Source organism: Priestia megaterium, from assembly GCF_023824195.1.
Classification (GTDB): Bacteria; Bacillota; Bacilli; order Bacillales; family Bacillaceae_H; genus Priestia; species Priestia megaterium_D.
In genome coordinates, this window is record NZ_CP085442.1 from 2,984,153 (window position 1) to 3,007,696 (window position 23,544).

The window sequence follows — 23,544 nt, forward strand, 5'->3', positions numbered from 1 at the left end:
GTTGTTTCGAAATTGTAAACAAAAATAAAAACACCATATAAGGTGGCGTTTTTTTAGATCTAATATTCATTTGTAAAAGGAAGAATGTTATGCGTATGCAAATATTGATGCAGCAGATCCATACGCTGCTCGCTGCTAATAAAACCAATGTATCCGTCCGGTCTAATAACGTACAGAGCATCTTTTTGAAGCCCTGCTTTCTTCAAGTAAGAGTTCCAAGAAAACTCGTGCAAGGAGAAGTCTTTTTCTTGCATGCTCTTTTTTAGCTTCTCTGCTGCTGTTCCATAGACATGTATTTGCCAGTTTAATGACTGTAAAGATTCAAAATTCCCTTCCACATAAGGTAACCGATCACCACTTTGCACACTTGTCCCTTGCCCGCTGTTTAGGTCACTATTTCGATACTTAATGCGGATTTGAGATAAAATCGTAAATGCTTTGTGACGGGGATAAGGGAAACGAAATAAAAAGGATAGTACAGGCGGAAAGATATGCTTTCTAAAAAATTGACTCGTTTTATCTCGTGCCACCATTCGCTTAAAAGCGTGATCAGTTGTATTTACAAGCAGCTCTGCAAAAGGCAACCTTTCTTCTTCGTATGTATCTAATATGGAAAGTGCCGCTTTGTGTTGAAGGACAGCTGCTAATTTCCATGAAAGGTTGATTGCATCTCCAATTCCTGTGTTCATTCCTTGTCCGCCTGCAGGACTATGAATATGGGCTGCATCTCCACTTAGAAAAATACGCCCCTGTCGGAAACGACTTGCTACTCTGTGATGGATATGATATGTCGAGAACCAATTTATACCCTCAACCTGAGCACCAAATGTTTGTTGAAGAAAAGCGTGAATGTTTTCAGCTTTTACATCGTTTTGATCCCCAAAAGCTGAAGGAATAACGCCGATCATTCGATACGTTCCTTTACTTCTAACAGGCATACAAATCAAAAATTCTTCATTGCTAAATGAAATACTGATTTTTTGATTCTTCATCATTTCACCAGAGCCTTCAACATCCATCACATAAAAATGCTGTTTATATTTTTCTCCTTTAAATTCTATCTTCATTTGTTTCCGAACTGTACTATGTGCTCCGTCACATCCACAAATATACTTAAAATAAGCGGTTTCCTCTTGCTGGGCTTTTAATAAAGTTTTTACCCCTTCTCCGTGTTCAGCTAGAGATAGTAACTCCGTCTTCCATTCTACTTCAATCCCAAGATTTTTTAATTTTTCAAGTAGAAACCGCTCGTGGTCGTCCTGTGGAAATGTAAGAACAAAAGGAAAAGGACTTAATCCTTCTCCTAAAGATCCTAGATGAACTTTTGCTTTTATTTTATTCTTTACTCGGACGTATACATCTTCCATCTTAATCCCGCGGTCTATGACTTCATCTGCAAAACCGAACTGCTGATAAAATTCAAGGGTTCGCGGTAAAATAGCCATTGCCCGGGAGGCTTGCCCAGGCCCGTCGCTTCTATCAATAATTCGAAAAGGAATGTTATGTCTGGCTAAATTGTAGGCCATAACGAGGCCAGTAGGGCCGGCACCAACGATTAGGATTTGTGGATTCATCATCATCTCTCCTTTTCATTCAGTTACAGTATCTTTTATATTGAGCGAGACTTCTCTTTTTTTACAGAAGATGCAGGTAAAGCAGAAGCAAACAGAGCACATAAACTTATTAAAGAGATAAGAGCTAGAGCAGATACAGAATGATTCCATGTCAGATGTTCTCCAAAGAAAAATAGTTCTCGTACGCCATCTACCATAAATCTCATTGGCAGCCATGGATAAATCCACTCTCTATAAAAATCAGGCATAATCTCTGGGGCCATTGAAAGTAAAGGTGCGCCAAAAAATAGAATAATAACGAAAATCGGAAGTCCCTTTAGTCCTAGCCATGAAAGTACGGCTGATATCAGAGTGAAAAAACTGAAGTAAGCAATAGCTAAGAATAGTGCTGTATCCAAAAATGAAGGAACGCTTATTCCAACTACTTCAGCCAGCCACGCTAGCCCGAAACCTGCAGCTAAAGCAAGTATAACCCCGATGATTACGAACCCTACTTGGTTAACGATTTTCTCTTTACGAGAAGAAAACGTGATTTTTTGGATAGCGAGAAATACAACTGCTGCCCCTGCTATACTCGCCATCCACAGCGGCTGAAATAATGAAACGGGGGCATTTCCGTTGACACTATGAGTCCCTGTTTGGTTTACGTTTATAACTGTCTTTTGAATCGGTGCAGCGAGTGCTAATGCTTGGTTTGCACTTAGTTGCGTTCCGTTTTGTTCAAATCTTTTCACTATCTGCAAGCGCATATTTTCATTTATCTTATCAACTGCTCCGTTTAGCACCTGACTTGCTAGTGTTGAAGCAGCTGTATTCATTCCCTGATTCACTAATAATCTAATAGCAGGTGCATCAGGCTGAGCCGTCTGAAGAGTCGCCTGTTTTTGGGTGAAATCTTTTGGAATGATAAGCGCCCCATAGTATTTTTGATTATTTAACCCTTTTTCAACTTCTTTAGTAGTTGATACAAAAATCCATTTAACCGAAGACTGTTCAGTGCTTGAACTCTTCATATTTTGTTTTATTTGATCTCCTATATTTACCTTACCCTTTGCTGGAACTGTCATTCCTTCGTCGGCATTTACGAATGCAATTGGCAAATTCTTAGGTGCTTGGCTTACTGAAGGAATTAACGTTAGGATAAAAATGAAAATAACTGCTACCACTATAATTGGTGAAAAGTATATACGTTTTTGGTGAACTAACTTCATATAAATGTCCCCTTTTCATTTTAAACATATGGACTTTGACGAAAGAAAAAATAATGTACATGGTGTTGATTAGTGATCACTATGTAAATTATAATAAATTCATCTGCAATCTCAATATGCAATAATCGTGAGAATGGTGCTTACTGAACACAAAACATATAACTGTTCATTATAAAAGAAAAAAGTAGGTGTTTAAAAACTGTGGGTAATTCAAAAACAGATCGCCGAATTATTCGAACAAAAAGATTCATTCGAGATGCTTTAACAGAATTGATGGAAGAGAAAGGGTTTGAAGGAGTAACAGTCAGAGATCTAACAAAAAAAGCGGATATTAATCGTGGAACCTTTTATTTACACTACCAGGACAAATACGATTTGCTTGAAAAAAGCGAAAATGAAGTCATTCAAGAGATAAAAGAATTTATCAAAAAAGCAAATCCAAATGAGATTGTGTCTGCTAATTTGAAAGAACAGCCTTTACCGTTTATTATTGCACTTTTTGAATATATTCAAGAGAATGCGCGTTTTATGCAGGTTATGCTTGGTCCAAAAGGAAATCCTGGATTTCATCTTAAAATTAAAGAGGTCATGAAAACCAATATGCTGGAAAAATTAGAGCTCATTGATAATAAAATGCCTCCGCTTGTTCCACTTGAACATTTAATGTCTTATGTAACGTCAGCGCATCTTGGAGTCATTCAGCACTGGCTAGAACAAGATATGAAGCAGTCACCGCGAGAAATGGCCCTGACACTCGCTAGCATGACTTTTTTGGGTCCTGCTTATGTTGCAGGCATTAAACGAACATAAAAGAACCTGCTATTTTCTTAGAGAATAGCAGGTTCTTTTTATTAACCTTCTAGTAATAAAGATTCTGGATCTTCTAATAGTTCTTTAACAGTAGCTAGGAAGCTTACGGCTTCTTTGCCGTCAACGATACGGTGATCGTAAGAAAGTGCAATATACATCATCGGACGATTTTCGATACGCTCTTCATCAATTGCTACCGGACGAAGCTGGACTTTGTGCATTCCTAAAATACCAACTTGAGGTCCGTTTAGGATTGGTGTAGACATTAATGAACCGAATACGCCGCCGTTTGTAATTGTGAACGTTCCACCTTGTAAATCTTTTAATGCTAATTTATTGTCGCGCGCTTTTTTCGCTAAATCAACGATAGATCCTTCGATACCAGCGAATGTTTTGCGGTCAGCATCACGTACAACTGGAACAACAAGACCGTCTGGAGCTGACACAGCAATACCGATATCATAGAATTTTTTAATTAATAACTCGTTTCCTTGAATTTCAGCGTTTAATAATGGATACTTTTTAAGTGCTGCTACTACTGCTTTTGTAAAGAATGACATAAAGCCAAGTCTTACGTCGTGCTGTTCAAAGAATTTGTCTTTGCGTCGTTTGCGAAGAGCCATAACAGCGGTCATGTCTACTTCGTTAAACGTTGTTAGCATAGCCGCTGTTTGCTGAACTTCAACAAGACGTTTGGCAATTGTTTGACGACGACGTGACATACGTTCGCGTTCAACAGGTTTGTCGCTATTTTCACTTGCCGCTGGAGACGGAGATACCGGGTTAGCTGGCTTACTTGCTTGTGCCTGCTGTTTTTGCTCATTTGATTTTTGATCTGCATATGAATCAATATCATGTTTACGCACACGGCCAAGAGGATCAGTAGTTGGCACTTGATCTAGCTTGATTCCGCGTTCTCTTGCTGCTTTGCGAGCTGCAGGAGAAGCAATCAGCCATTGTTTTTGATTTCCTTGCTGAGGCGCTTCAGCTGCTGGCGCAACTTCTTCAACAGTTTTTTGCTGAGCTGGAGCCGCTTCTTGCTTTGGTGCTTCCTCTGCTGGTTTTTCTTCAGCTTTTGGTGCTGCTGATGCTGAAGCTCCTTCTTTCGCTTCAAGACGTGCAATTGTTTCACCAACTTGCACTGTGTCGCCTTCACCAGCAAGAAGTTCTGTTAGCACACCAGAGTCTTCAGCTGTAATTTCCACGTTAACTTTATCTGTTTCAAGTTCAACGATATAATCGCCTTTTTCAACAAAATCTCCTACTTGTTTTAGCCACTGTGCAACTGTTCCTTCAGAAATTGATTCTGCTAATTCCGGTACTTTAATCTCTCCCATGGTTCATTCCCCTTCCTTATCGTGTAACAACGTCGTTAGCAATTTCATTTTTAGTTAATGCATCTTGTAAAATACGTTCTTGTTCTTGTCTGTGAACTGTTGGATCTCCTTCAGCTGGACTTGAGCGTCTTGTGCGGCCGATGTAGTCAACCGTAGCTCCTTCTGGTGCTACTTCACGAAGTCGATCTTCTACATAGTTCCATGCGCCCATGTTTTCCGGCTCTTCTTGTAACCAGACAATCTCTTTTAAATTTTTATAGCGAGCAAAGATTTCAGCAATTACGCGTCTCGGGAACGGATAAATTTGTTCTAGACGAAGGACGTGTAGCCAATCTTTATCATCTTCTGCTTTGTTTAAGCGTTCCGTTAATTCACTGCTGATTTTTCCGCTGCACAGAACGATTCGTTCAACTGCATCTTCTTTTTTGCCTAATCCAGGCTGTTCTACTACTAAGCGGAAAGAGCCTTTTGTAAACTCTTCAAGGTTTGACACACTAAAAGCATTACGAAGCAAACTTTTTGGTGTCATAACTACTAGCGGTCTTACTTCTTCGCGCTGTAAAATGGCAGCTTGTCGTCGAAGTAAGTGGAAATATTGTGCAGCGCTTGTTACGTTTGCGATTGTCCAGTTGTTTTCTCCAGCTAGCTGTAAATAACGTTCTAGACGAGCGCTTGAGTGTTCTGGCCCTTGACCTTCATGGCCGTGTGGAAGCAATAAGACCATTCCAGATTTTTGTCCCCACTTAGCACGGCCTGCTGCAATAAACTGGTCAATAATAACTTGACCTGCATTGGCAAAATCACCGAACTGTGCTTCCCAAAGAACAAGCGTTTCAGGAGCAAATACATTATAGCCGTATTCAAATCCAAGCACTGAACCTTCAGATAATGGACTGTTACGAATATCAAAGGAAGCGCTTACGTTCTTCATTGCGTGTAGTGGTGAGTAAACATCCCCTGTCTTATGATCATGAAGAACAAGATGTCTATGTGCAAACGTACCACGTTCAGAATCTTGGCCTGTAATACGAATTGGCGTGCCGTCTCTTAAAATCGTAGCAAATGCAAATGCCTCACCCAATGACCAATCTACGCTTTCATTTTCTTCAAACGCTTTGGCACGTTTAGATAAGATGCGATCAAGTTTTGGAAATACGTTAAATCCTTCAGGGTATTTCACTAGCTCTTGATTCACTTCAAACAGCTCTTCTTTTGTAACAGATGTATCAATATCTGAAATTCCTTTGAAGACTGCTTGTGGCATTTCCATAATTCTATGTTGCTTTTCAGCTTTTGGCGGTACTTTCTCATAAGCTGCTTTTAACTTCGCTTGTAACTCTTCATTAATTTGATCTGCTTGGCCGCTTTGAATTACATTTTGTTCTTCAAGCTGCTTTGCATACATAGCACGAACGGTTGGACGTTTTGTCACAATTTCATACATCTTCGGCTGCGTTACAGACGGTTCATCCATTTCATTGTGACCAAATCGACGGTATCCAATTAAATCAATCAAGAAATCTTTGTTAAAGCGTCTGCGATACTCATAAGCAAAGTAAGCAGCAGCTAAACAGGCTTCCGGATCATCCGCATTTACGTGAACAATGGGAATTTCAAACCCTTTTGCTAAGTCACTTGCATATTTCGTTGAACGAGAATCGACGCTTTCTGTTGTAAATCCAATCATGTTGTTAGCAATAATGTGGATTGTTCCACCTGTTTGATAACCAGTCAATTGATTTAAGTTCAGCGTTTCTTGTACAATACCTTCACCAGGGAACGCAGCATCTCCGTGAATTAAAATCGCGAACGATTTTTTTACATCTTGTTTTGGGTATCCATTCACATCACGCTCATCTTGAGCCGCTCTTGTAAACCCTTCCACAACCGGATTAACAAACTCCAAGTGACTAGGGTTACTAGCCAATGTCAAACGAGCTCGAACTGTGTTCTCTGCTTTAATTTGTTTGTCGGCACCCAGGTGATATTTTACGTCTCCCGTCCAGCCGTAGTTGATACCGATTGAACCTTCTGAAGGAACTAATTCCTTGTTAGGTGCATGCTGGAATTCTGCAAAAATCATTTCATACGGCTTGCCTAATACGTGTGCCAATACATTTAAGCGCCCACGATGAGCCATACCGATATTAACCGTTTTTGGGCTTGTTTCCACTGAGCGTGCAATCAGTTCATCTACAAGTGGAATTAACATATCTACGCCTTCAATAGAAAAGCGTTTTTGTCCGACAAATGTACGGTGTAAAAATTGTTCAAAGCCTTCTACTTCTGTTAAACGCTTTAATATAGAAGTTCTTTTCTCATTTGAAAGAGGTTGGAAAATAGCACCTGACTCGACCATATCAGTCAGCCACTTATTCTCTTCCATGTTATGTACGTGATGGAATTCAAACGCAATGGTTTTTGTGTAGACATCTGTTAAATAGTTAATTGCGTCTAAACCATTTTTGACGTGTGATGGTGCATTTGTACATAAAATGTCAACCGGAATTGATTTCAAATCTTCTTGCGTTAAATTGTAATCTTCCAAGTGAAGCAAGACAGGATCTTTCTTCTCGCTTTCAAGAGGCTTAATTGATGCGTATAGATGACCATAAGCACGGATGTTTTCCGCTAGCTTAATAGCCGATGCGATTTTAGATGTGTTAGCTGAAGGTGCAGCCTGTGCGTATTCAGCTTGCTGAACTTGCTCACTTTCGTTTAATGGAGGAGCACCCCAATAATCAAATAATTCTTTTAACTCTGGATCTACTAGATCTGACTGCTCTTCATATAACTCATACTGTTCTAATACATAGCCATAGTTCGGACCTAAAAATCCTTGCCAAGGCTCCCCTCTATTCGACGTTTCGTTACCCATGATAAAACCCCCAACGAGTTATAATAATTGTCGTACTCAACAATCTTTCCATTTTGAATGTCGATTACCTTATCGTCTGACATCTTTACAACGAGTGATAAATCTCACTGCGTGTGTATCTGATATCTGCTTATATTTTACCACTCTTTTACTCGTCAATCAAAATGAAATCGCTATATTTCTTTAATTTTTTTTACTTTTTTAATAGTCTTACTACTTTTTGAAAGCGTTTTATAAGTAAAGCTGATTAAAGGTCGAATTAGGTGTTAATTAATTGTTATTGACCTAGCTTTTGGCAAAATTAAATTGCTTGAAATATATTTTATGACCATTAAAAAAAAGAAGCAGCGTTTTGCTTCTTTTTTTAAAACTCATCTACGATTTTTTCAACGTCTTCAAAATAACCATTATCTACTTCTGTAAGCTTGTTGCTTTTCGCCGCTTCGAGTAAATGAGTGAACCAAGTTAGTTCTACTTTCAAATGCATAATCGTGCGCATAATGATCGACAGATTTGCAATGGAATGATCCACCTTTTTAACTTGGTACAAATTTTGCATTTTTTCTAAATAAGCAGCCGTTTCCTCAATCTTTTTTTCTAAAGCAGAAGCCACTTTTTCTTGATCGACGTAAGAAGTAAATGAAAGAGCAGCATAAACTGGTCTATGCATATGCTCTTTTTTTAATAGCTGTTCAAAATAAAGGCGCTCAAATTCTTCTCTTCCTGCATCCGTGATAGAATAAACGGTCTTTTCAGGTCTGTTCGTCTCTCGAATCACATCTACTACTTTCACCAACTGATTTTTTTCAAGCGTATCAAAGGCATAATATAAAGAGCCGCTTGCAAGTTTAATATAGTGCTTCATTTGTCTTTCATTAATGGTTTGCTGAATTTCATAAGGGTGCTTATTTCCTTCCATTAATAAACCCAATATGACTAATTTAACACTCATAACACCTTTCACCTCTTGACATGCATCTTATTTAGTAAAAAAAGCACGAACATCTTCGTGCTTTTTCTATTTTTGAGCTGCAGGTTCCTTAGCTTCTACCCGCTTTTTAGGGGAAACTTCCACTCGTTCATTTCCCATTAAAAAGACCGTAATGATAGCTACTGCAATTGGAATAAGAGCAAGCATAAATGCGTACGTGATCGACGTAGACATAGCATCAACAATCTTATCTAATATTTGAGGCGGAATGCTGTTTCGGGCACTTGATTGAAAAACTGCACTCGGATCTCCTATTTGAGAAAATGCTCCTTGTGATCCATTTCCCATACCTTGAAAATTGCGCTGCAGCTCATTTGTAAATGTATTGCTTTGAATCGTTCCAAAAATCGTAACTCCCAGCGTCATTCCTAAGGAACGCGCAAATGAGTTCGTTGAGTTGGCAGAACCTCTAAACTGTGGATCCAGCTTATGCGTTGACGAAGTTGGTAAAAGAGAAAAGCTAAATCCTACGCCAAACCCAGTCAAAATCATGAATACCGTTAGCATCCAACGAGGTGTATCAGGTTCCATTGTTCCTAATAAAAACATTCCTACTGCAAATGAAAAGACGGACATAATCATTAAGTTTCGGAAGCTTGTTTTTGTGAGGAAAATCCCGCCGATAGCACTTCCTGCTACCGAGCCTAACATCATCGGAGTTAAAATTAAACCTGCATTTGTAGCAGACCCTCCATAGACAGCTTGAACGAAAATAGGAATAAATACCGTTAAAATAATAAACGTTGCTCCGTATAAGAAAGCGAGAATTTGTGATGTTGCAAATAAACGGCGTTTGAACATCCAAAATGAAATAATCGGCTCTTGCGCGCGTTTTTCCACAAAAAAGAAGAGTGATAGCGCCACAGCAAAAATAGCAAAAAGAGATAAAATTTGCGGAGAAGACCACTCGTACTCTTTTCCTCCAAGTTCAAGAGCAAACATTAAACTGACTACTGAAATTACAAGAGTGGCTGCACCAGCCCAGTCAATTTTTTGTTTTTTATGACTTGTTGATTCTTTATAAAAGCGCACAATAAAAAATAACGATAAAAGTCCAATCGGCACGTTCACATAAAACACCCAGTGCCAGCTGATGTATTCCGTAATGTATGCACCAAGAAGCGGACCAAATACGCTTGCTGAGCCAAAAACGGCACCTAACAATCCCGTCATTTTCCCGCGTTTTTCGAGAGGGAAAATATCAAATACAATGGTAAAAGCAATCGGAAGAAGCGCTCCTCCTCCAATTCCTTGAATCGCCCGGTAAATACTTAGCTGCACAATGCTTTGCGCTAGGCCACACAATGCAGATCCAAGTAAAAATACCGTCAATCCAAAAATAAAAAACCGTTTACGGCCGTACATATCAGATAGTTTACCAAATATCGGCATACCTGCCATCACGGCAACCATATAGGCGGACGTAACCCAAACAAACTTATCTAACCCGCCTAGATCAGAAATGATTTTCCCCATAGCCGTCGCTACGATGGTATTATCCATGGCTGACATAAAAATACCGAGCAGCAATCCTGCTACGATAAAACGAATATTTTTTTCTGATGAAACCATTTCAGTTCCTCCTTTCGCGTCATCTTTTTGATGAACAGAAATGATAGCTACTTAAATTATTATATTCAAATTTGAGTATTTTACAATCTTAAATGTGCTTTTTTTTAGAAATAAACATAAGAAAAGCGTAATGGGTCCATTACGCTTTTACTGTGAGCTGAGGCTCTAATTCAATCTCAACATTTCCTTGAATGGCTCTTGAAATCATACAGGATGTTTCTGCTTTTTTTATAATTCGATTGATTTTTTCTTCTTGAGCCGCAAATTCAGATGTGATGATAACATGAGGTTTATGAATAATTTTTTCGTATGTGAATACACCATTCGTCACGTCCACAATAGCTTCTGATTCCATCGTTAAAGCCTCCTGACGGATTCCGCTTCTTTCGAACATCGCTGCAAGCGTGATGATATAGCAAGTGGCTGCTGCCCCTAGCAGCATTTCATCTGGATTTGTTCCCACTCCTGGCCCGTCCATTTCTGGTGGAATAGAAATTTTTGTTTTTAATTGTCCTGATTCAATTGTACCTACTTCATTTCGGCCTCCTGGCCAATTTGCTTGCAAATGAAAGTGATGTTTTGCCATAGTTTATCCTTCTTCCTTCTATATAATGATGTGTACCTAGCGTACCCTTTTTATGTATAAATTAAAAATGTTCTGCTTGTCACAGCAAAAAGACTGCTAAACGGTGCAGTCTTTGTTTTTTCTTAACTTAAAGGTACTTTCTTTTCGCTTTCAACGAAAGCTTTGATTAATGATGGCAGCCAGTCCTGCAGGTTTGTAAATGAATATCCCCAAAAGCTAGCTTTTTCATTGCTCATCGTCCAAGAATGATCTACTCCGTAAGGAGAACTATTTTCATCTGTTAAACGAGAGGTTGTTTTTGCTGTTTTATTCGCTGCTTGTTCAATATATGAAAATAAATTTTTGAGTGAAATGGCACCATTTGAACAAGCGTTAATCGGCCCTTTTAGCTTCTGTTCTGCACACCAGACTAAAAATTCACCTGCTTCTTCCTGTGAAATGAAGTTCATTTCTGCTTCAATAGCCGGTACACCAATTTCTTCTTCATGCATAATTTTTTCTACGTGAAAACGTAAGCGATCCGTATAATCATCTTTTCCCATTACAATTGGAAAACGGACAGCCGTTACCGAAAACGGCGCTTTTTGAAAAAATACCGCCTCAGCTTGGCGTTTTCCTTCTTGGTAGGAAATATTTTCACGGCGTGTATATGAAATAGGATACTTGTATGGATCAAAATCTTCTTCATAACACGTTTTTTCTAAAGAACCGTATACTGAAAGAGTCGAGGTGAGTACATAGTGACTCGTACTATGACGAAAAGCTTCAACAGCCACAGCTGCGCCGTGTGAAGAATAGCATATTTGATCGAAAATAACATCCCATTTTCTTCCTCGTGTTGTTTCGATTACAGAATCTTTTTCTACACGATCAAGAAAAATTCGCTCAACTCGGTCGCCGAAATCATCTGGTGTTTTACCTCGCGTTGCTAACGTAACCTTAACTCCTTTAGAGAGCAATGTCTGGACTAAATTTTTTCCAAAAAAACGAGTTCCACCTAACACAAGTGCTGTTTTCATCCTTTTCTCCACCTTTCGTATTTGATATGGATAACCATACCATTATTATCCAACTTTTTTGTTCATAAAGCTATGAATCTTTCCGCTTATTTTTTTATATTCTCACCTATTTTTTCGCCACTGTCGTGTTAAGATGTACATATCTAACAAAAAGGAGCGACAGTGATGAATCCTTTTCCACTTCCCCTTAACGAACGCCTTGTTGTTCTTGATATTATTCGGGGCATTGCTTTGCTAGGCATTTTCTTAGTAAATATCCCGGCTTTTGCTTCTCCGATATTTATTTTTCAGCTGTACGATATTCCTTATCAATATAAAGGAATCGATGTTTACATTGATTTATTCCTGCTGCTGTTTGTTCAAGGAAAGTTTTTTACCATTTTTTCTTTTTTATTTGGACTTGGATGCGGAATCTTTTTGCATAGAGCTGAAGAAAGGCATTACTTTGCCGCTGCTTTATGGTCAAGAAGAATGGCTTCTTTGCTATTAATCGGGCTTTTTCATCTTGTCTTTTTCTGGTATGGAGACATTTTGCATGTGTATGCTATTGGCGGTTTTTTATTGTTCTTTTTTTATAATCGAAAAACCAAGACGATTTTGCTGTGGGCAATAGGCTTGCTATGCTTTTTTTATCTTTTGGCTTGCATGCAGTTTTTTATTTCAGCACACGTCTTGCAAGAGGCTCAGCGGGAGTATAAAGTTTTACATGAACATGCCTTAACCCAATATTTATCCACCTACAGGCAAGCAGACTATTTATCTTGGCTGTTTTATCGTTTGAATGTTGAAGTGGTGCCTATGCTATTAAATCTACCGTTTTCTATCTTTCCCGTATTTTCTATGTTTTTATTTGGCTTATATACTGCTAAAAAAGGATTAGTACATAATATCGAACAAAATCGTTCTTTTTTTAAGAAAATTCAGTTAATGACAGGCGCAGCAGGTTTTACTTTAACTATCATTCTCGCTATCTTAAAACTAGAAATTTTAAAATATGGACTCTATCAGCAGGCGGCCATTCACCTTTTTACAAGTTTGAGCGGCATTTTTCTATGTTTTTTTTATCTTACCACCTTACTGTTATTCCTGCAATTTTCTCCTTACGCTTCGATGCTGGGTCTTTTTAAGTATAGTGGAACAATGGCATTAACAACTTACCTTAGCCAAACTTTAATTTGCCTGTGGATGGTTCGAGCCTTTGATTTATACGGAACTCTTACCTTAACAGAAAGCACGATTATTTGTCTCATTATATATACACTCCAGCTTTTTTTTAATAAGTGGTGGCTTTATTATTTCTATTACGGTCCGTGTGAATGGTTATGGCGGAGCTTTACATACCGAGCTTTCCCGCCTCTCAGACGGAATAGAAAAGCTTCAGCTTAACAGCAAATCGGCCTTCAAATTTGAAAGCCGATTTGTCTTCTTTACTGCAAAGGCGGTATGGTTATTCGTTTAATTCCATTTGTCTCAAACTCTCGTATATAATCCATTTCTCGATGGAAAATTTGCATAAAAACTTCATTTTTTATTTCTTTAATGGGTCCTATTTGTTCTATCACATCTCGTTTAGCCATGCGATAGGCTAGCGCTTCCCAAAACACTTCGTTATCGTATTCTCCAATAATATCTTGAAGAGAATCTTCATGTTCTTCTGTAAACATAACCTCACTGTTTAGCGTGTGAAAAGGTCCTTTTTCAAGGAAAGGCTCTGCGTGAGAAAACATTTGTTTTTCTACATCCGTATATTCTTGTGCATGCTCATCTTCCACTCCAGAACATGCTGTGACCATCCAGTTACCTAAATAAATTAAATCAAGCAGTTGAAAAAAGTGCGTTTCAGATAGTTGAAGTTCAATATCGTTTTTTACAGGAGCTTTTGACATAAGCGCGGATCTCTCCTTTAATTTTGAGGGTAGTTGCTACTAAATAAAATAGCTAAAAGGGTTAGTATGCAGGCTAGCAGGAAAACTGAAGAAATGGCTTCACCTCTTTTCTGTAGTGTAAAAATAGAGGTACTGACATCCAAAGAAGTGAATACGAAGGGTGTAAACTTATCATAATCGAAATAAAGACAAGATACAAGACTTTTTTACTAGATTTTCTGACTATTTTCGTCATAAATACCTATTTTTGTTTTGTTTATACTAGAAAGGTCCGAAAATTGTGTGCTGAGCTGCTCAAAATAAAAAAGCGCTGAACCAGGCGCTTTAACGGTGTAAAAAAATAGATAAACCAATAAAAAAAGCAGCTAAAATAAAATCAAAAATCCATTGCCACTTCTCACGTTTTAACAATACGTGCTCTACCCCTGATAACAGCGAACTTATACTAACCAAAACAAAAATAAAGCTTAATTGGTTAAACGAAAATTTAGTGACAAAATTTGATACAAGTATGACTGCTACGGTGATGAACAGTGCTATTTGACTTATAAGTACCCATTTAATTCTCTGTTTATATCCGTCTTTTAAAGCTTGTAATAAATCGTTGCTGATCACTCTCGCTAAACCCCTTTTGTATTCCTATCGTCAAAAGTAAGAACGCAGCAAAAAAACGCTTATCTGCATCTTAACTACTTAGCAAAACTAGCTATTAAATCGAAACATAAATATCAACTTGACTGTACTCAGGATCAATACAGCGTTCATCATATAATTCAAAATCTATTTTATAGGCACGATGATTTTTTTTAGCCCACTCGCGAATATAAGCCCAAGCCTCTACGACTACCTGTCTAGCTGGCCCAACAGCTGTTGTAAACACCATGTATTCACCTTCTGGGATGATGAACTCTCTCATATCATCTTTCAGTTCGCCGCCGGGTAAAACTTCATATCCGAGAGCAAATGTAAAATCCATTTTTTGATTATATTCAAATTCTGTATAAAGAGCAAATGTATTACCATTTACTTTATTGGCGATTTTATTAGCTAACTGTTGTTTATAAAAAGTCTGCCAGTGCTCAGGAATAAGACCTGTGCCCATTTCTTCCACAGGTTCATCTGTTCGAATAGGCACTCCTACAACAGTAAATTCATTTACCTTGACTACTTTTTGACTTACAACTAAGTCAGTCAACATATTGAGCCCCCTTAATTCTTCTTTTTCTGTAGGTACAATGAGGGAAATACTTCTTAATATGCATTTTATTTGTATTCAAAGAAAACGTCAACCTTTTATGCAAATCCCTTAACGAAGGGGCTGAAGATCATTCTTCTAAACTATAAAAAAACGATTCTATTTTCTTTGTACACATCATACGTATAAGATACCCCTAATTTACAATAGAGTGAGGTAAAAAAATGAAGATCATTGAACTTGCCGAATTCATTAAAACAAGTAAAAAAACAACTAAACTTGCTCTCTCCTCTTCTACAGTACAGTATACATTAGAAACAGATGATTTGAAAATTGAATTAAAAACAGGCGGCACGAATAAGCGAATCGTGTTTTTTCGCATCTTCTTAAAAGGAATATACAAGGATTGGATTTGTTATCACCGGAACGAACATCATATTTACGAATTGTATCAAAATATTTCTTTATCCCCTCAACTGCAAAAGCAGCTTTTGTATGCTATTGCATCATAAAATAGCTGGCTTAGTTAGCCAGCTATTTTTTAATACATTAGACGAACCTCAAGCCAATTAGGTTTTAAATTACTCATTTTTTATCAAAAAAAAGAGCATCGGACGCTTTGGTCCGGTGCTCTTTTTATTTATGCTGTAGTTTTGTGATTGGATGTTTGTGCGGCTTTACATGTAATTTTTCCTTTGTCCATTGAATTCCTCTATATAAATAGTACGAGCACCAAAAAACTGCTGGAACGATAAGTACGTAAGCAACGACACTATTCGTAAAGAAAGAAGAATCTATAGAACGAAGCAATCGATAGGTCTCATTTAATATACATATATGCACTACATAAATGCCAACTGAATTTTTCCCAACCTTTGAAAAAAACGAGTTTTTGCCAAGACCTGGACTGCTCAATACGAATAAAAACAATGATGCTGATAAAAAAATCGTAGAAATAAAATAGTCTCCGGGCTTGCTGTGCTGGATATTGACCAACCAGTAACGCTCGGCGATTTCTAACGCTGAAAACACAAAAAAGCTGGCTAAATAAATCATTGGCCTTGCGTTTAATACTAAAAGAATTCGCTTACCGTAAAGGGCAAACATAGCTCCTAATACTGTATAGAACAAACCAAAGAACAGGGCATCTCTCGTTTGAAAAGAAAGTGGAAAAAATAAAGAATAAGACTGCCCAAATAACCCAGTTACATATAATACGGTGCTGATAAGCATTAATAAGCCAATCTTTTTCCATCTTTGAAATAAGAAAACGATGACAACAGCCCAAATTAATGCAATCAAGTACCAAAGCTGAAATCCGCTTGTGTCACTTCCATAATAAAAGATATCTTTGAATGTGATGGATGATGTTAAATAATCAGCTACTGCACCTTTTCGTTCTGCTAATGTTCCGTGGTTCTGAAATAAGCGCAGAACTACACCAAACAATAAATAAAAGATGAACCAACATGCATAAAGCTTTGAAATATTCCACGTGTATTTTTTTAAGTATACAGAAGGCTTTGGATGTTTTTGAATTTTATTCATAAACAAATACCCTGATACAATAAAGAAAAAAGGAACCGCGAATCGTGCAAATGTGTCAACAATGACATCTAGCACATTTTCCTGGTTCCCTAAAAAGAAATCGTCATGTGATGGATTAACATGAATACAAACTACAAACACTGTAGCAAAAAACTTAATAAAATCAATTGAATAATTACGTTCCATCTTGTTGTCAGCTCCTTAAAATAAACTCGAGCTCTATTTTAGCATAATTATCCAAATGGAAAAGAGGTTTTGGTAAAATTAACCTTATAGTCATGGAAAAATTTTCTTAACTTCCAATATTCTAGGCTTGTTTACTTGTATGATGTCTTTCAATATTCCAAATAAATAATTCTAAAGAACTACAAAATAAAAAACAGATTACCGGTAACTTGTTTTTTAAATTAACATTTTCCATGCAAACTTATTATCTTGTTTAATATCGACTTCTTTTTCATGCAAAGCCTGCACATGCTGTTTAATTTGTTTGAGAAACAGCATTACTTCCCCGCTTGATACTGCAGCTGAGTTGAGGGATAACGAATGTTTTTTAGCAATTTTTAATTCCTCTGTTTCCACTGAAATACTAACGTGGCGAAATAAGTGCCAAGGGTAGTAAACTGTTTTAAAAGATTTTGAGAAATAAATTCCTTTGGAACAAACGGTAATCCCCTCGGTTTTTTGAAGAGGATATGTATTTAAATGAGCTACAATTTTTTCTTTAGCAGGTAAATAGAGCCTGTTTCGCATCTCTTTTTCAACTTCTTCACATAGTTGCCCTTCCACTGACAACACATCTTTTGGATCAGGGGTTTGATGAATTTGAAAAGATGAACAAATAGAAGTTAATTCTTTTGAGGATACACACGGATATATATAGTCTTGACACATATATTCATGGGAATGAGTGCGAATAAATTTCTTGATTTTTTTTAATAGAGATACTAGCTTTCTAGCTGAGTAATCGTTTTGATTGACTTGAAATTTCTCCACGTCATTAAAACAAATCATTTCTTCTTTTCGAATGGTAATGGATTGAATGTTAGCGAACTCTTCCCATAACATTTTCCCTTTTTTCATCCCTCTGCTTTTCCAGTAAATCCCCTTATTTGTAAAGCAAATTCCCCTTTTATCTAAGCCTGCTATAAAAGAGCTGTGTAAATACGCAATTATTTTTTCTTGGGGCTGAAACTGAAAGTATTTGCTAGCCATTTTTTTGTAGAAACTAGGTATTTGCATTACATAAAATTGACTTTCTCTATAGGTTAAGCATAAGTCAGTCAAATAATTAGTTTTCAGCGTCGCCACGCTCTCACTTCCTTTTTGAGTGTAAATAACCGTACCCATTTTTTTCTATTACTTTATAAACGTTTTTTAGTGAAAAAAGTTTCAACTTTTTTTATTTTTTATGAAAAAGCTCGAAATTGAAGCATTTCTTTCATCTAGGAGGTTATCTAATTACTCACTTATTCAATAATCTTATTTTAAACGTTCCCTACTTAATTAAGAAACTAAACCAGATAATAGCAATGCTTACCTGCTTTATCCAAATCATCCCTTGTGAACAAAAACAAACCGCAGCGTTAAAACGCGATGCGGTTTGTTTTTTTAAGCTAAATAAGCTTCTTTTATTTTTTCATTATGAATTAATTCCGGTCCTTTCCCTTGCAGAATAATTTCTCCCGTTTGAATCACATAGCCTCGGTGCGCGATTTGCAGTGCTTGATAAGCGTTTTGTTCAACTAGTAAAATGGTCATTCCGCTTTTATTTAATTCCATAATGATTTCAAATATTTGTTCTACAATGATAGGAGCAAGCCCCATAGAAGGTTCATCTAGCATAAGCATAGAAGGGTTCATCATAAGCGCTCGCCCGATAGCTAGCATTTGCTGTTCACCGCCACTCATCGTTCCTCCTTTTTGAGTCAATCTTTCTTTTAACCTTGGAAAATATGTGAGTACTCTAGTCATATTTTCTTCTATTAGTTTTTTATTAGAAAGTGAGAATGCTCCAATAGTTAAATTTTCTTTTACCGTCATCTTAGGAAAGATCTTTCTCCCTTCTGGTACATGAGCTATTCCTAACCGAGCCGTTTGGTGAGGAGGGAATTTCGTAATGTGGGTGCCTTTATACATGATACTACCTGCTTTGACAGGAGCTTGACCGCTAATGGACTTTAATGTGGTAGATTTTCCGGCTCCATTGCTTCCGATAAGAGTCACAATTTCTCCTTCTTCTACATCAATCGTTATTCCTTTGAGTGCTTGAATTCCTCCATAAAAGGTGTCAATTTCAGTTAACTTCAATAGAGTCATGTGCTTTTCTCCTTTCTTTCTATCTCCTCTGCCGCTCCTTTTCCTAAATAGGCTTCGATCACTTTCGGGTGTGTACGGATATGTTCAGCGTTTCCTTCTGCAATTTTTATTCCATGATCTAATACAATAATATGATCAGAAATTTCCATGACGAGCTTCATGTCATGCTCAATTAATAAAATGGTTATTTCCCGGTCTTTTCGTATCGTGTGAATAAGATCCGTCAGCTCTTTTGTTTCACGCGGATTCATACCAGCAGCCGGTTCGTCTAATAATAACAGTGAAGGTCTAGTAGCTAAGGCTCTGGCAATTTCGAGTCGTCGCTGTGCTCCATATGATAAGTTATTGGCTACTTCGTTATATAAAGCTTCTAGCCCAACGTATTCTAACAGCTTATACGCTTCTTTTTTGGCTTCTTTTTCCGCTCTTCTTGCTCGAGGTAAATTCAACAGCGTCTCAAAAGTCGTTGCTTTCAAGTGGTTGTGCATCCCAACCAACACATTTTCTAAAACCGTTATATTACTAAATAACCTGATGTTTTGAAATGTCCGAGAAATCCCTTGTTTTGATACGCTGTGAGGTTTTAGCCTTGTTATGGATTGACCATTTAACATAATATCACCTGAGGTCGGCTGATAAACACCTGTCACCATATTAAAAAATGTGGTCTTTCCAGCTCCGTTTGGTCCTATTACGGCTGTTATTGAATTTCTTTGAATATCCATTGTTACGTCTTGATTAGCGATTAAACCGCCAAAGGTCTTGGTTACATTTTTCACTTCTAAAATAGACAATTTCTTTCACCTCTATAGATTGACGTTTTTCTCAGCTGCTGGAATCACAGGCTGTATTTCTTCTTCAGCTTCTTCTTTTAGCTCTTTCAAATCGAACGTTGGCTGTTTAGCAGGAAGCAACCCCTGAGACCTGTATAAAGCAAATAGAATAAGAAGTCCGCCAAAAATAAATCGCTGCATTTTAGCTGGCGAAAGTGCATCTGGTATAGAGATAACCCCGTTTAAACTCAGTTGATTAAACCAATCGGTGAGCTCCGTTAATACTTGAAGATTAAGAATGGTTACAACCGCCGCTCCAAGTATGACGCCTGGAACGCTCCCCATTCCTCCTAAAATAACCATGACTAAAATCGTGATAGATTCTAACAGCGTAAAGCTGGTTGGATCAACAAAGGTTTGCTTAGCGGCAAAAATAACTCCCATCATGCCTGAAAAAGAAGCACCGATAGCAAACGCAAGCAGCTTTGTTCTGACAAGGTGAATTCCCATCGCTTGAGCTGCAATTTCATTTTCACGAACCGCTTTCCACGATCGTCCTACTTTAGAATATTCAAATCGCCGTACAATAAAAATAACCGCAGCTAAGATGACTAATACTACATAATAGAACTGACTTGGATATACTAAGTTAATCCCAAAAATAGAAGGCGGCGTCACGGAGGACAGCCCCATTGCTCCGTTTGTAATATTGATTGGTTTATCCAAATTGTTAAATACAATTCGAATAATTTCCCCGAATCCAAGCGTAACGATAGCTAGATAGTCTCCTTTTACGCGCAGCACAGGTATACCAAGCAGAACTCCAAATAAAGCGGCTATTAGGCACCCCGCAATAATAAAAAACCAAAAGCTTTCTCCTGATAATGGGTACGTACCAAAAGGCATAAAATTAGCAGCTTGATTGGTTGCGAAAATTCCATATGTGTAAGCCCCAACTGCAAAGAAAGCAACAAATCCCAAATCCAATAATCCGGCTAATCCCACTACAATGTTCAACCCAAGTGCCATAGCAATATAGATGCCTACTAGTGTAGATACTTCCATATAGGATTCATAAGCAGGGCCTTGGCTGGCTGAAAAAGGAAGCAGCACAATTAAAATGACCCCTGCTATTAGCGATTTTAATTTAGTAGAAAGAGACATAAAGTAAAGAAGTAATAATGAAAATAAAAGAAGTAAAAATGCGACAACGGACTTTTGGACAAGCATTAAACTACCGCTTGTTGCAATTACATATATAAAAAATAGAATGATTTGCGCTTTTTTGTTTCCTTCAAGCCTACTCATTAATTTTTTCATCTTCATCACCTACACTTTTTCTGTAACGGCTTTTCCAAATAAGCCTTCTGGTTTAAAAATTAACACCAAAATCAAAATGGCAAATGCAAATACATCTTTATACTCTGCTCCTAAAACATTGCCGGTGATTGTTGATAAATTCGCAGCTGCAAACATTTCAAGGATGCCAAGCATTAGCCCTCCAAACATTGCGCCTCGTATATTGCCTATTCCTCCTAAAACAGCTGCTGTGAAAGCTTTTAATCCTAATATGAAACCAATATAAGGATCAATTGTTCCGTAATGAAGGGCAAATAATACACCAGTAGCGCCTCCTAAAGCTGAACCAATAAAAAAAGTAAGAGAAATAACTTTGTTTACATTGATGGACATCAGTGAAGCGGTATCGGGATCTTGGGCTACAGCTCTCATTGCCATTCCCCATTTGGTCCGATTGACGAAAATTTCAAGTCCGATCATTAAGCAAAGAGCAACAATTAACACTACGATAAACGTTACTTTAAATGTAGCATCATCAAATGATGATGAAAGAGAAGAAGCGCTAACCGATACTTTGCCTGAAAATAAAGCAGGGGTATTAACAATATAGTTACCATTCTTAAGTTCCGTAATGAAGCGCACAAAATCCTGTAATAGAAACGACATTCCGATAGCTGTAATAAGTGTAATCAGTTTAGAAGACTTGCGCAGGGGGCGGTAAGCCACTCTTTCAATTCCCATACCAAGAAGTCCAGTCGCAACACTCGTAATAAGAAGAACTAAAATTAACGTCACGACAGCTGGAAAAGCTGCAATCCAACCTACGCCTGTTAACCCTATTAAAATAGCGGTTCCGATAAAAGCTCCTGACATAAAAATTTCGCCGTGTGCAAAATTGATGAGTTCTAAAATGCCATATACCATCGTATAACCTAGGGCGATAATTGCATATACAGCTCCTAATGTTAGTCCGTCAATTAACACTTGCGGCAGCGTTTGTATAATATGAGCAAACATATAACCTCGTCCCTTTCGTCCTATAAAATCGATTTTAAGAAAAGAAAGGTACGGAACATCCATACCTTTCTTTTCTAAGGTTTATTGTGAGATTTCTCCTTCTAATTTAGCTGGGTATGAAGGAGCGTCAAACTTATAGATAAAAATTTTGGCGTATTTATTGTCTCCTTTCTCATCGAATCCTACCTGCGTAAGTTCTCCTTTATATTCTTTAATACCGCGTACGGCGTCACGTACTGCTTCATGAGAAGGAAGCTTTTTATCATTGTCTTCAATTGCTTTTTGAATACCTTGAAGCATAACTTTCATGGAATCATACCCGTATACAGAATATGACTCTACTTTTTTATTGAATTTCTTCTCATAATCTTTAGCGAATTGCGTTTTGGAAGCATCGCCTGCTACTGACGTAAGATACGTATCTTTTACAGCATCTCCGGCAATATCAACTAAAGTTGATGAGTCTAAGCCATCCCCTCCCATAAACTTAGCGGTAATTCCTTTGTCACGAGCTTGTTTAATTAAAAGTCCGCCTTCTGCATAAAGACCACCAAAATAAACGAGATCCGGCTTTTCTTTAGAGACTTGATTTAACACACCGTTAAAATCTTTTTCTCCAACCGTAATTCCTTCAAATCCAACAATTTTTGCTCCTTCTTTTTCAGCTGCTGTTTTAAAAGCATCTGCAAGCCCTTGTCCGTAAGCTGTTTTATCTTGAATGACAAAAATATTTTTTGCTTTCAACTCTTTAACAGCATATTCAGCTCCTGCAGGCCCTTGGAAGTCATCGCGCGCTACAATGCGGTTAACCGTTTTTAGCTTTCGATCTGTTACGTCCGTTGCTGTACTTGCAGGAGAAATCATTGGAATTGAATATTTTTCATACGTTTCAGATGAAGGAATGGTAACCCCTGAATTTAAATGTCCTATCACTCCATAGACGGCTTTATCTGATCCGATTAACTGAGCGTTTGCTACGCCTTTTTTAGGATCGCCTTGATCGTCATACGGTACAAGCTGAAGTTTATATCCTAATTTTTCAAACGTGTCTTTTTCTTCATCAAGAGCTAGCTGAGCTCCCAGTTTGATCGCTTCACCTAACGTCGCACTACCTCCTGACAAAGGGCTTTGCGTAGCAATTTTAATAACATTGCTGCCTTTATCTTCTCCTGATGTACTGTTGCTCCCACAGCCAGCTACAAACCCTACCGATAAGACCGTTGTTGCTAAAATAGATAACATTTTTTTACTTAGCATGTAGTAATCGTTATAAAGCGCTTAATAGCGGCTAGTCTTTTATAACGATTTGCCCTCCCTTTGTTCGCGTCTAGAACGCTTTTTATCTTTGCAACAAATGTCATTTCTGAAAACGGTGAAACAGCTTGCTGTTTATGTACATCTTTTTTCACATCCTTTCATAATAGATTCACTCTCATATATAAAGAGAAACTAATAAAAGTAAAAATATAGTTATTTTTTACTATTATAAAAGGATAAACAGCAGTATTTCACCAAACTTGTCAGTAACA

At 37.6% G+C, this 23,544-nt stretch carries 21 protein-coding genes; 3 read left to right on the plus strand and 18 right to left on the minus strand.

What is annotated here, in order from left to right:
- Window positions 1–59: 59 nt before the first annotated feature.
- Together LIS78_RS15160 and LIS78_RS15165 are read right to left on the minus strand one after the other, a co-directional pair.
- Entirely contained in the window at window positions 60–1,574 is a 1,515-nt protein-coding gene (locus LIS78_RS15160) for an FAD-dependent monooxygenase (RefSeq protein ID WP_252283934.1), read from the minus strand.
- A gap of 35 nt (window positions 1,575–1,609) precedes the next feature.
- Window positions 1,610–2,785 (minus strand): YhgE/Pip domain-containing protein, encoded by a 1,176-nt coding sequence (locus tag LIS78_RS15165; protein ID WP_195782845.1) that lies wholly within the window; start codon window positions 2,783–2,785, stop codon window positions 1,610–1,612.
- 201 nt (window positions 2,786–2,986) lie between these two features.
- On the opposite strand from LIS78_RS15165, the gene LIS78_RS15170 reads away from it, so the two are divergent.
- Window positions 2,987–3,595, plus strand: coding sequence for a TetR/AcrR family transcriptional regulator (locus LIS78_RS15170; RefSeq protein WP_209150003.1), 609 nt, complete (start codon window positions 2,987–2,989; stop codon window positions 3,593–3,595).
- A gap of 41 nt (window positions 3,596–3,636) precedes the next feature.
- Here LIS78_RS15170 and odhB read toward each other — a convergent pair whose 3' ends face one another.
- The 6 genes from odhB to LIS78_RS15200 form a co-directional block, all read right to left on the minus strand.
- Window positions 3,637–4,932, minus strand: a complete 1,296-nt coding sequence (gene odhB / locus LIS78_RS15175) for a 2-oxoglutarate dehydrogenase complex dihydrolipoyllysine-residue succinyltransferase (protein WP_209150004.1) — start codon at window positions 4,930–4,932, stop codon at window positions 3,637–3,639.
- A gap of 16 nt (window positions 4,933–4,948) precedes the next feature.
- Window positions 4,949–7,810, minus strand: a complete 2,862-nt coding sequence (gene sucA, locus LIS78_RS15180; RefSeq protein ID WP_029322500.1) for a 2-oxoglutarate dehydrogenase E1 component — start codon at window positions 7,808–7,810, stop codon at window positions 4,949–4,951.
- A gap of 364 nt (window positions 7,811–8,174) precedes the next feature.
- Window positions 8,175–8,762: a PadR family transcriptional regulator gene (locus tag LIS78_RS15185; protein WP_252283936.1), complete on the minus strand. Its 588-nt coding sequence runs from the start codon at window positions 8,760–8,762 to the stop codon at window positions 8,175–8,177.
- 66 nt (window positions 8,763–8,828) lie between these two features.
- Window positions 8,829–10,373, minus strand: coding sequence for an MDR family MFS transporter (locus tag LIS78_RS15190; RefSeq protein WP_252283937.1), 1,545 nt, complete (start codon window positions 10,371–10,373; stop codon window positions 8,829–8,831).
- Between the two features lie 139 nt (window positions 10,374–10,512).
- Entirely contained in the window at window positions 10,513–10,959 is a 447-nt protein-coding gene (locus tag LIS78_RS15195) for an OsmC family protein (RefSeq protein ID WP_195782840.1), read from the minus strand.
- Between the two features lie 122 nt (window positions 10,960–11,081).
- Window positions 11,082–11,978 carry an NAD-dependent epimerase/dehydratase family protein gene (locus tag LIS78_RS15200; protein WP_057235488.1) on the minus strand — a complete coding sequence of 299 codons (897 nt, stop codon included), beginning with the start codon at window positions 11,976–11,978 and terminating at the stop codon, window positions 11,082–11,084.
- 165 nt (window positions 11,979–12,143) lie between these two features.
- Here LIS78_RS15200 and LIS78_RS15205 point away from each other — a divergent pair, with 165 nt between their 5' ends.
- On the plus strand, window positions 12,144–13,364 hold the full coding sequence (locus LIS78_RS15205) for a DUF418 domain-containing protein (RefSeq protein ID WP_195782839.1): 1,221 nt from the start codon (window positions 12,144–12,146) through the stop codon (window positions 13,362–13,364).
- 41 nt (window positions 13,365–13,405) lie between these two features.
- Here the strand turns inward: LIS78_RS15205 and LIS78_RS15210 are convergent, their stop codons facing one another.
- The 3 genes from LIS78_RS15210 to LIS78_RS15220 all read right to left on the minus strand — a co-directional run bounded on the left by LIS78_RS15210 (window position 13,406) and on the right by LIS78_RS15220 (window position 15,062).
- Entirely contained in the window at window positions 13,406–13,864 is a 459-nt protein-coding gene (locus LIS78_RS15210) for a hypothetical protein (RefSeq protein WP_116071463.1), read from the minus strand.
- Between the two features lie 324 nt (window positions 13,865–14,188).
- The gene (locus tag LIS78_RS15215; protein ID WP_028412860.1) at window positions 14,189–14,479 is read right to left on the minus strand and encodes a hypothetical protein; all 291 of its coding nucleotides are present in this window, start codon (window positions 14,477–14,479) and stop codon (window positions 14,189–14,191) included.
- 94 nt (window positions 14,480–14,573) lie between these two features.
- The gene (locus LIS78_RS15220; RefSeq protein WP_195782837.1) at window positions 14,574–15,062 is read right to left on the minus strand and encodes a GyrI-like domain-containing protein; all 489 of its coding nucleotides are present in this window, start codon (window positions 15,060–15,062) and stop codon (window positions 14,574–14,576) included.
- Window positions 15,063–15,283: 221 nt separating this feature from the next.
- Here LIS78_RS15220 and LIS78_RS15225 point away from each other — a divergent pair, with 221 nt between their 5' ends.
- Complete coding sequence (locus tag LIS78_RS15225) at window positions 15,284–15,571, plus strand: hypothetical protein (protein ID WP_209150006.1); 288 nt, start codon at window positions 15,284–15,286, stop codon at window positions 15,569–15,571.
- Window positions 15,572–15,695: 124 nt separating this feature from the next.
- Here the strand turns inward: LIS78_RS15225 and LIS78_RS15230 are convergent, their stop codons facing one another.
- The 7 genes from LIS78_RS15230 to LIS78_RS15260 all read right to left on the minus strand — a co-directional run bounded on the left by LIS78_RS15230 (window position 15,696) and on the right by LIS78_RS15260 (window position 23,272).
- Window positions 15,696–16,793, minus strand: a complete 1,098-nt coding sequence (locus LIS78_RS15230) for an acyltransferase (protein ID WP_195782835.1) — start codon at window positions 16,791–16,793, stop codon at window positions 15,696–15,698.
- A 216-nt stretch (window positions 16,794–17,009) separates the two neighbouring features.
- Window positions 17,010–17,918: a hypothetical protein gene (locus LIS78_RS15235; protein WP_195782834.1), complete on the minus strand. Its 909-nt coding sequence runs from the start codon at window positions 17,916–17,918 to the stop codon at window positions 17,010–17,012.
- 300 nt (window positions 17,919–18,218) lie between these two features.
- The gene (locus tag LIS78_RS15240; RefSeq protein ID WP_195782833.1) at window positions 18,219–18,926 is read right to left on the minus strand and encodes an ABC transporter ATP-binding protein; all 708 of its coding nucleotides are present in this window, start codon (window positions 18,924–18,926) and stop codon (window positions 18,219–18,221) included.
- A complete protein-coding gene (locus tag LIS78_RS15245; protein WP_252283938.1) occupies window positions 18,923–19,720 on the minus strand; it encodes an ABC transporter ATP-binding protein in 798 nt (265 codons plus the stop codon). Before LIS78_RS15245 ends, LIS78_RS15240 begins: the two co-directional genes overlap by 4 nt.
- Window positions 19,721–19,732: 12 nt before the next feature.
- The gene (locus tag LIS78_RS15250) at window positions 19,733–21,019 is read right to left on the minus strand and encodes a branched-chain amino acid ABC transporter permease (protein ID WP_252283939.1); all 1,287 of its coding nucleotides are present in this window, start codon (window positions 21,017–21,019) and stop codon (window positions 19,733–19,735) included.
- Between the two features lie 9 nt (window positions 21,020–21,028).
- Window positions 21,029–22,015, minus strand: a complete 987-nt coding sequence (locus LIS78_RS15255) for a branched-chain amino acid ABC transporter permease (protein ID WP_209150011.1) — start codon at window positions 22,013–22,015, stop codon at window positions 21,029–21,031.
- An 81-nt stretch (window positions 22,016–22,096) separates the two neighbouring features.
- On the minus strand, window positions 22,097–23,272 hold the full coding sequence (locus LIS78_RS15260) for a branched-chain amino acid ABC transporter substrate-binding protein (RefSeq protein ID WP_014459526.1): 1,176 nt from the start codon (window positions 23,270–23,272) through the stop codon (window positions 22,097–22,099).
- Between the last annotated feature and the right edge of the window lie 272 nt (window positions 23,273–23,544).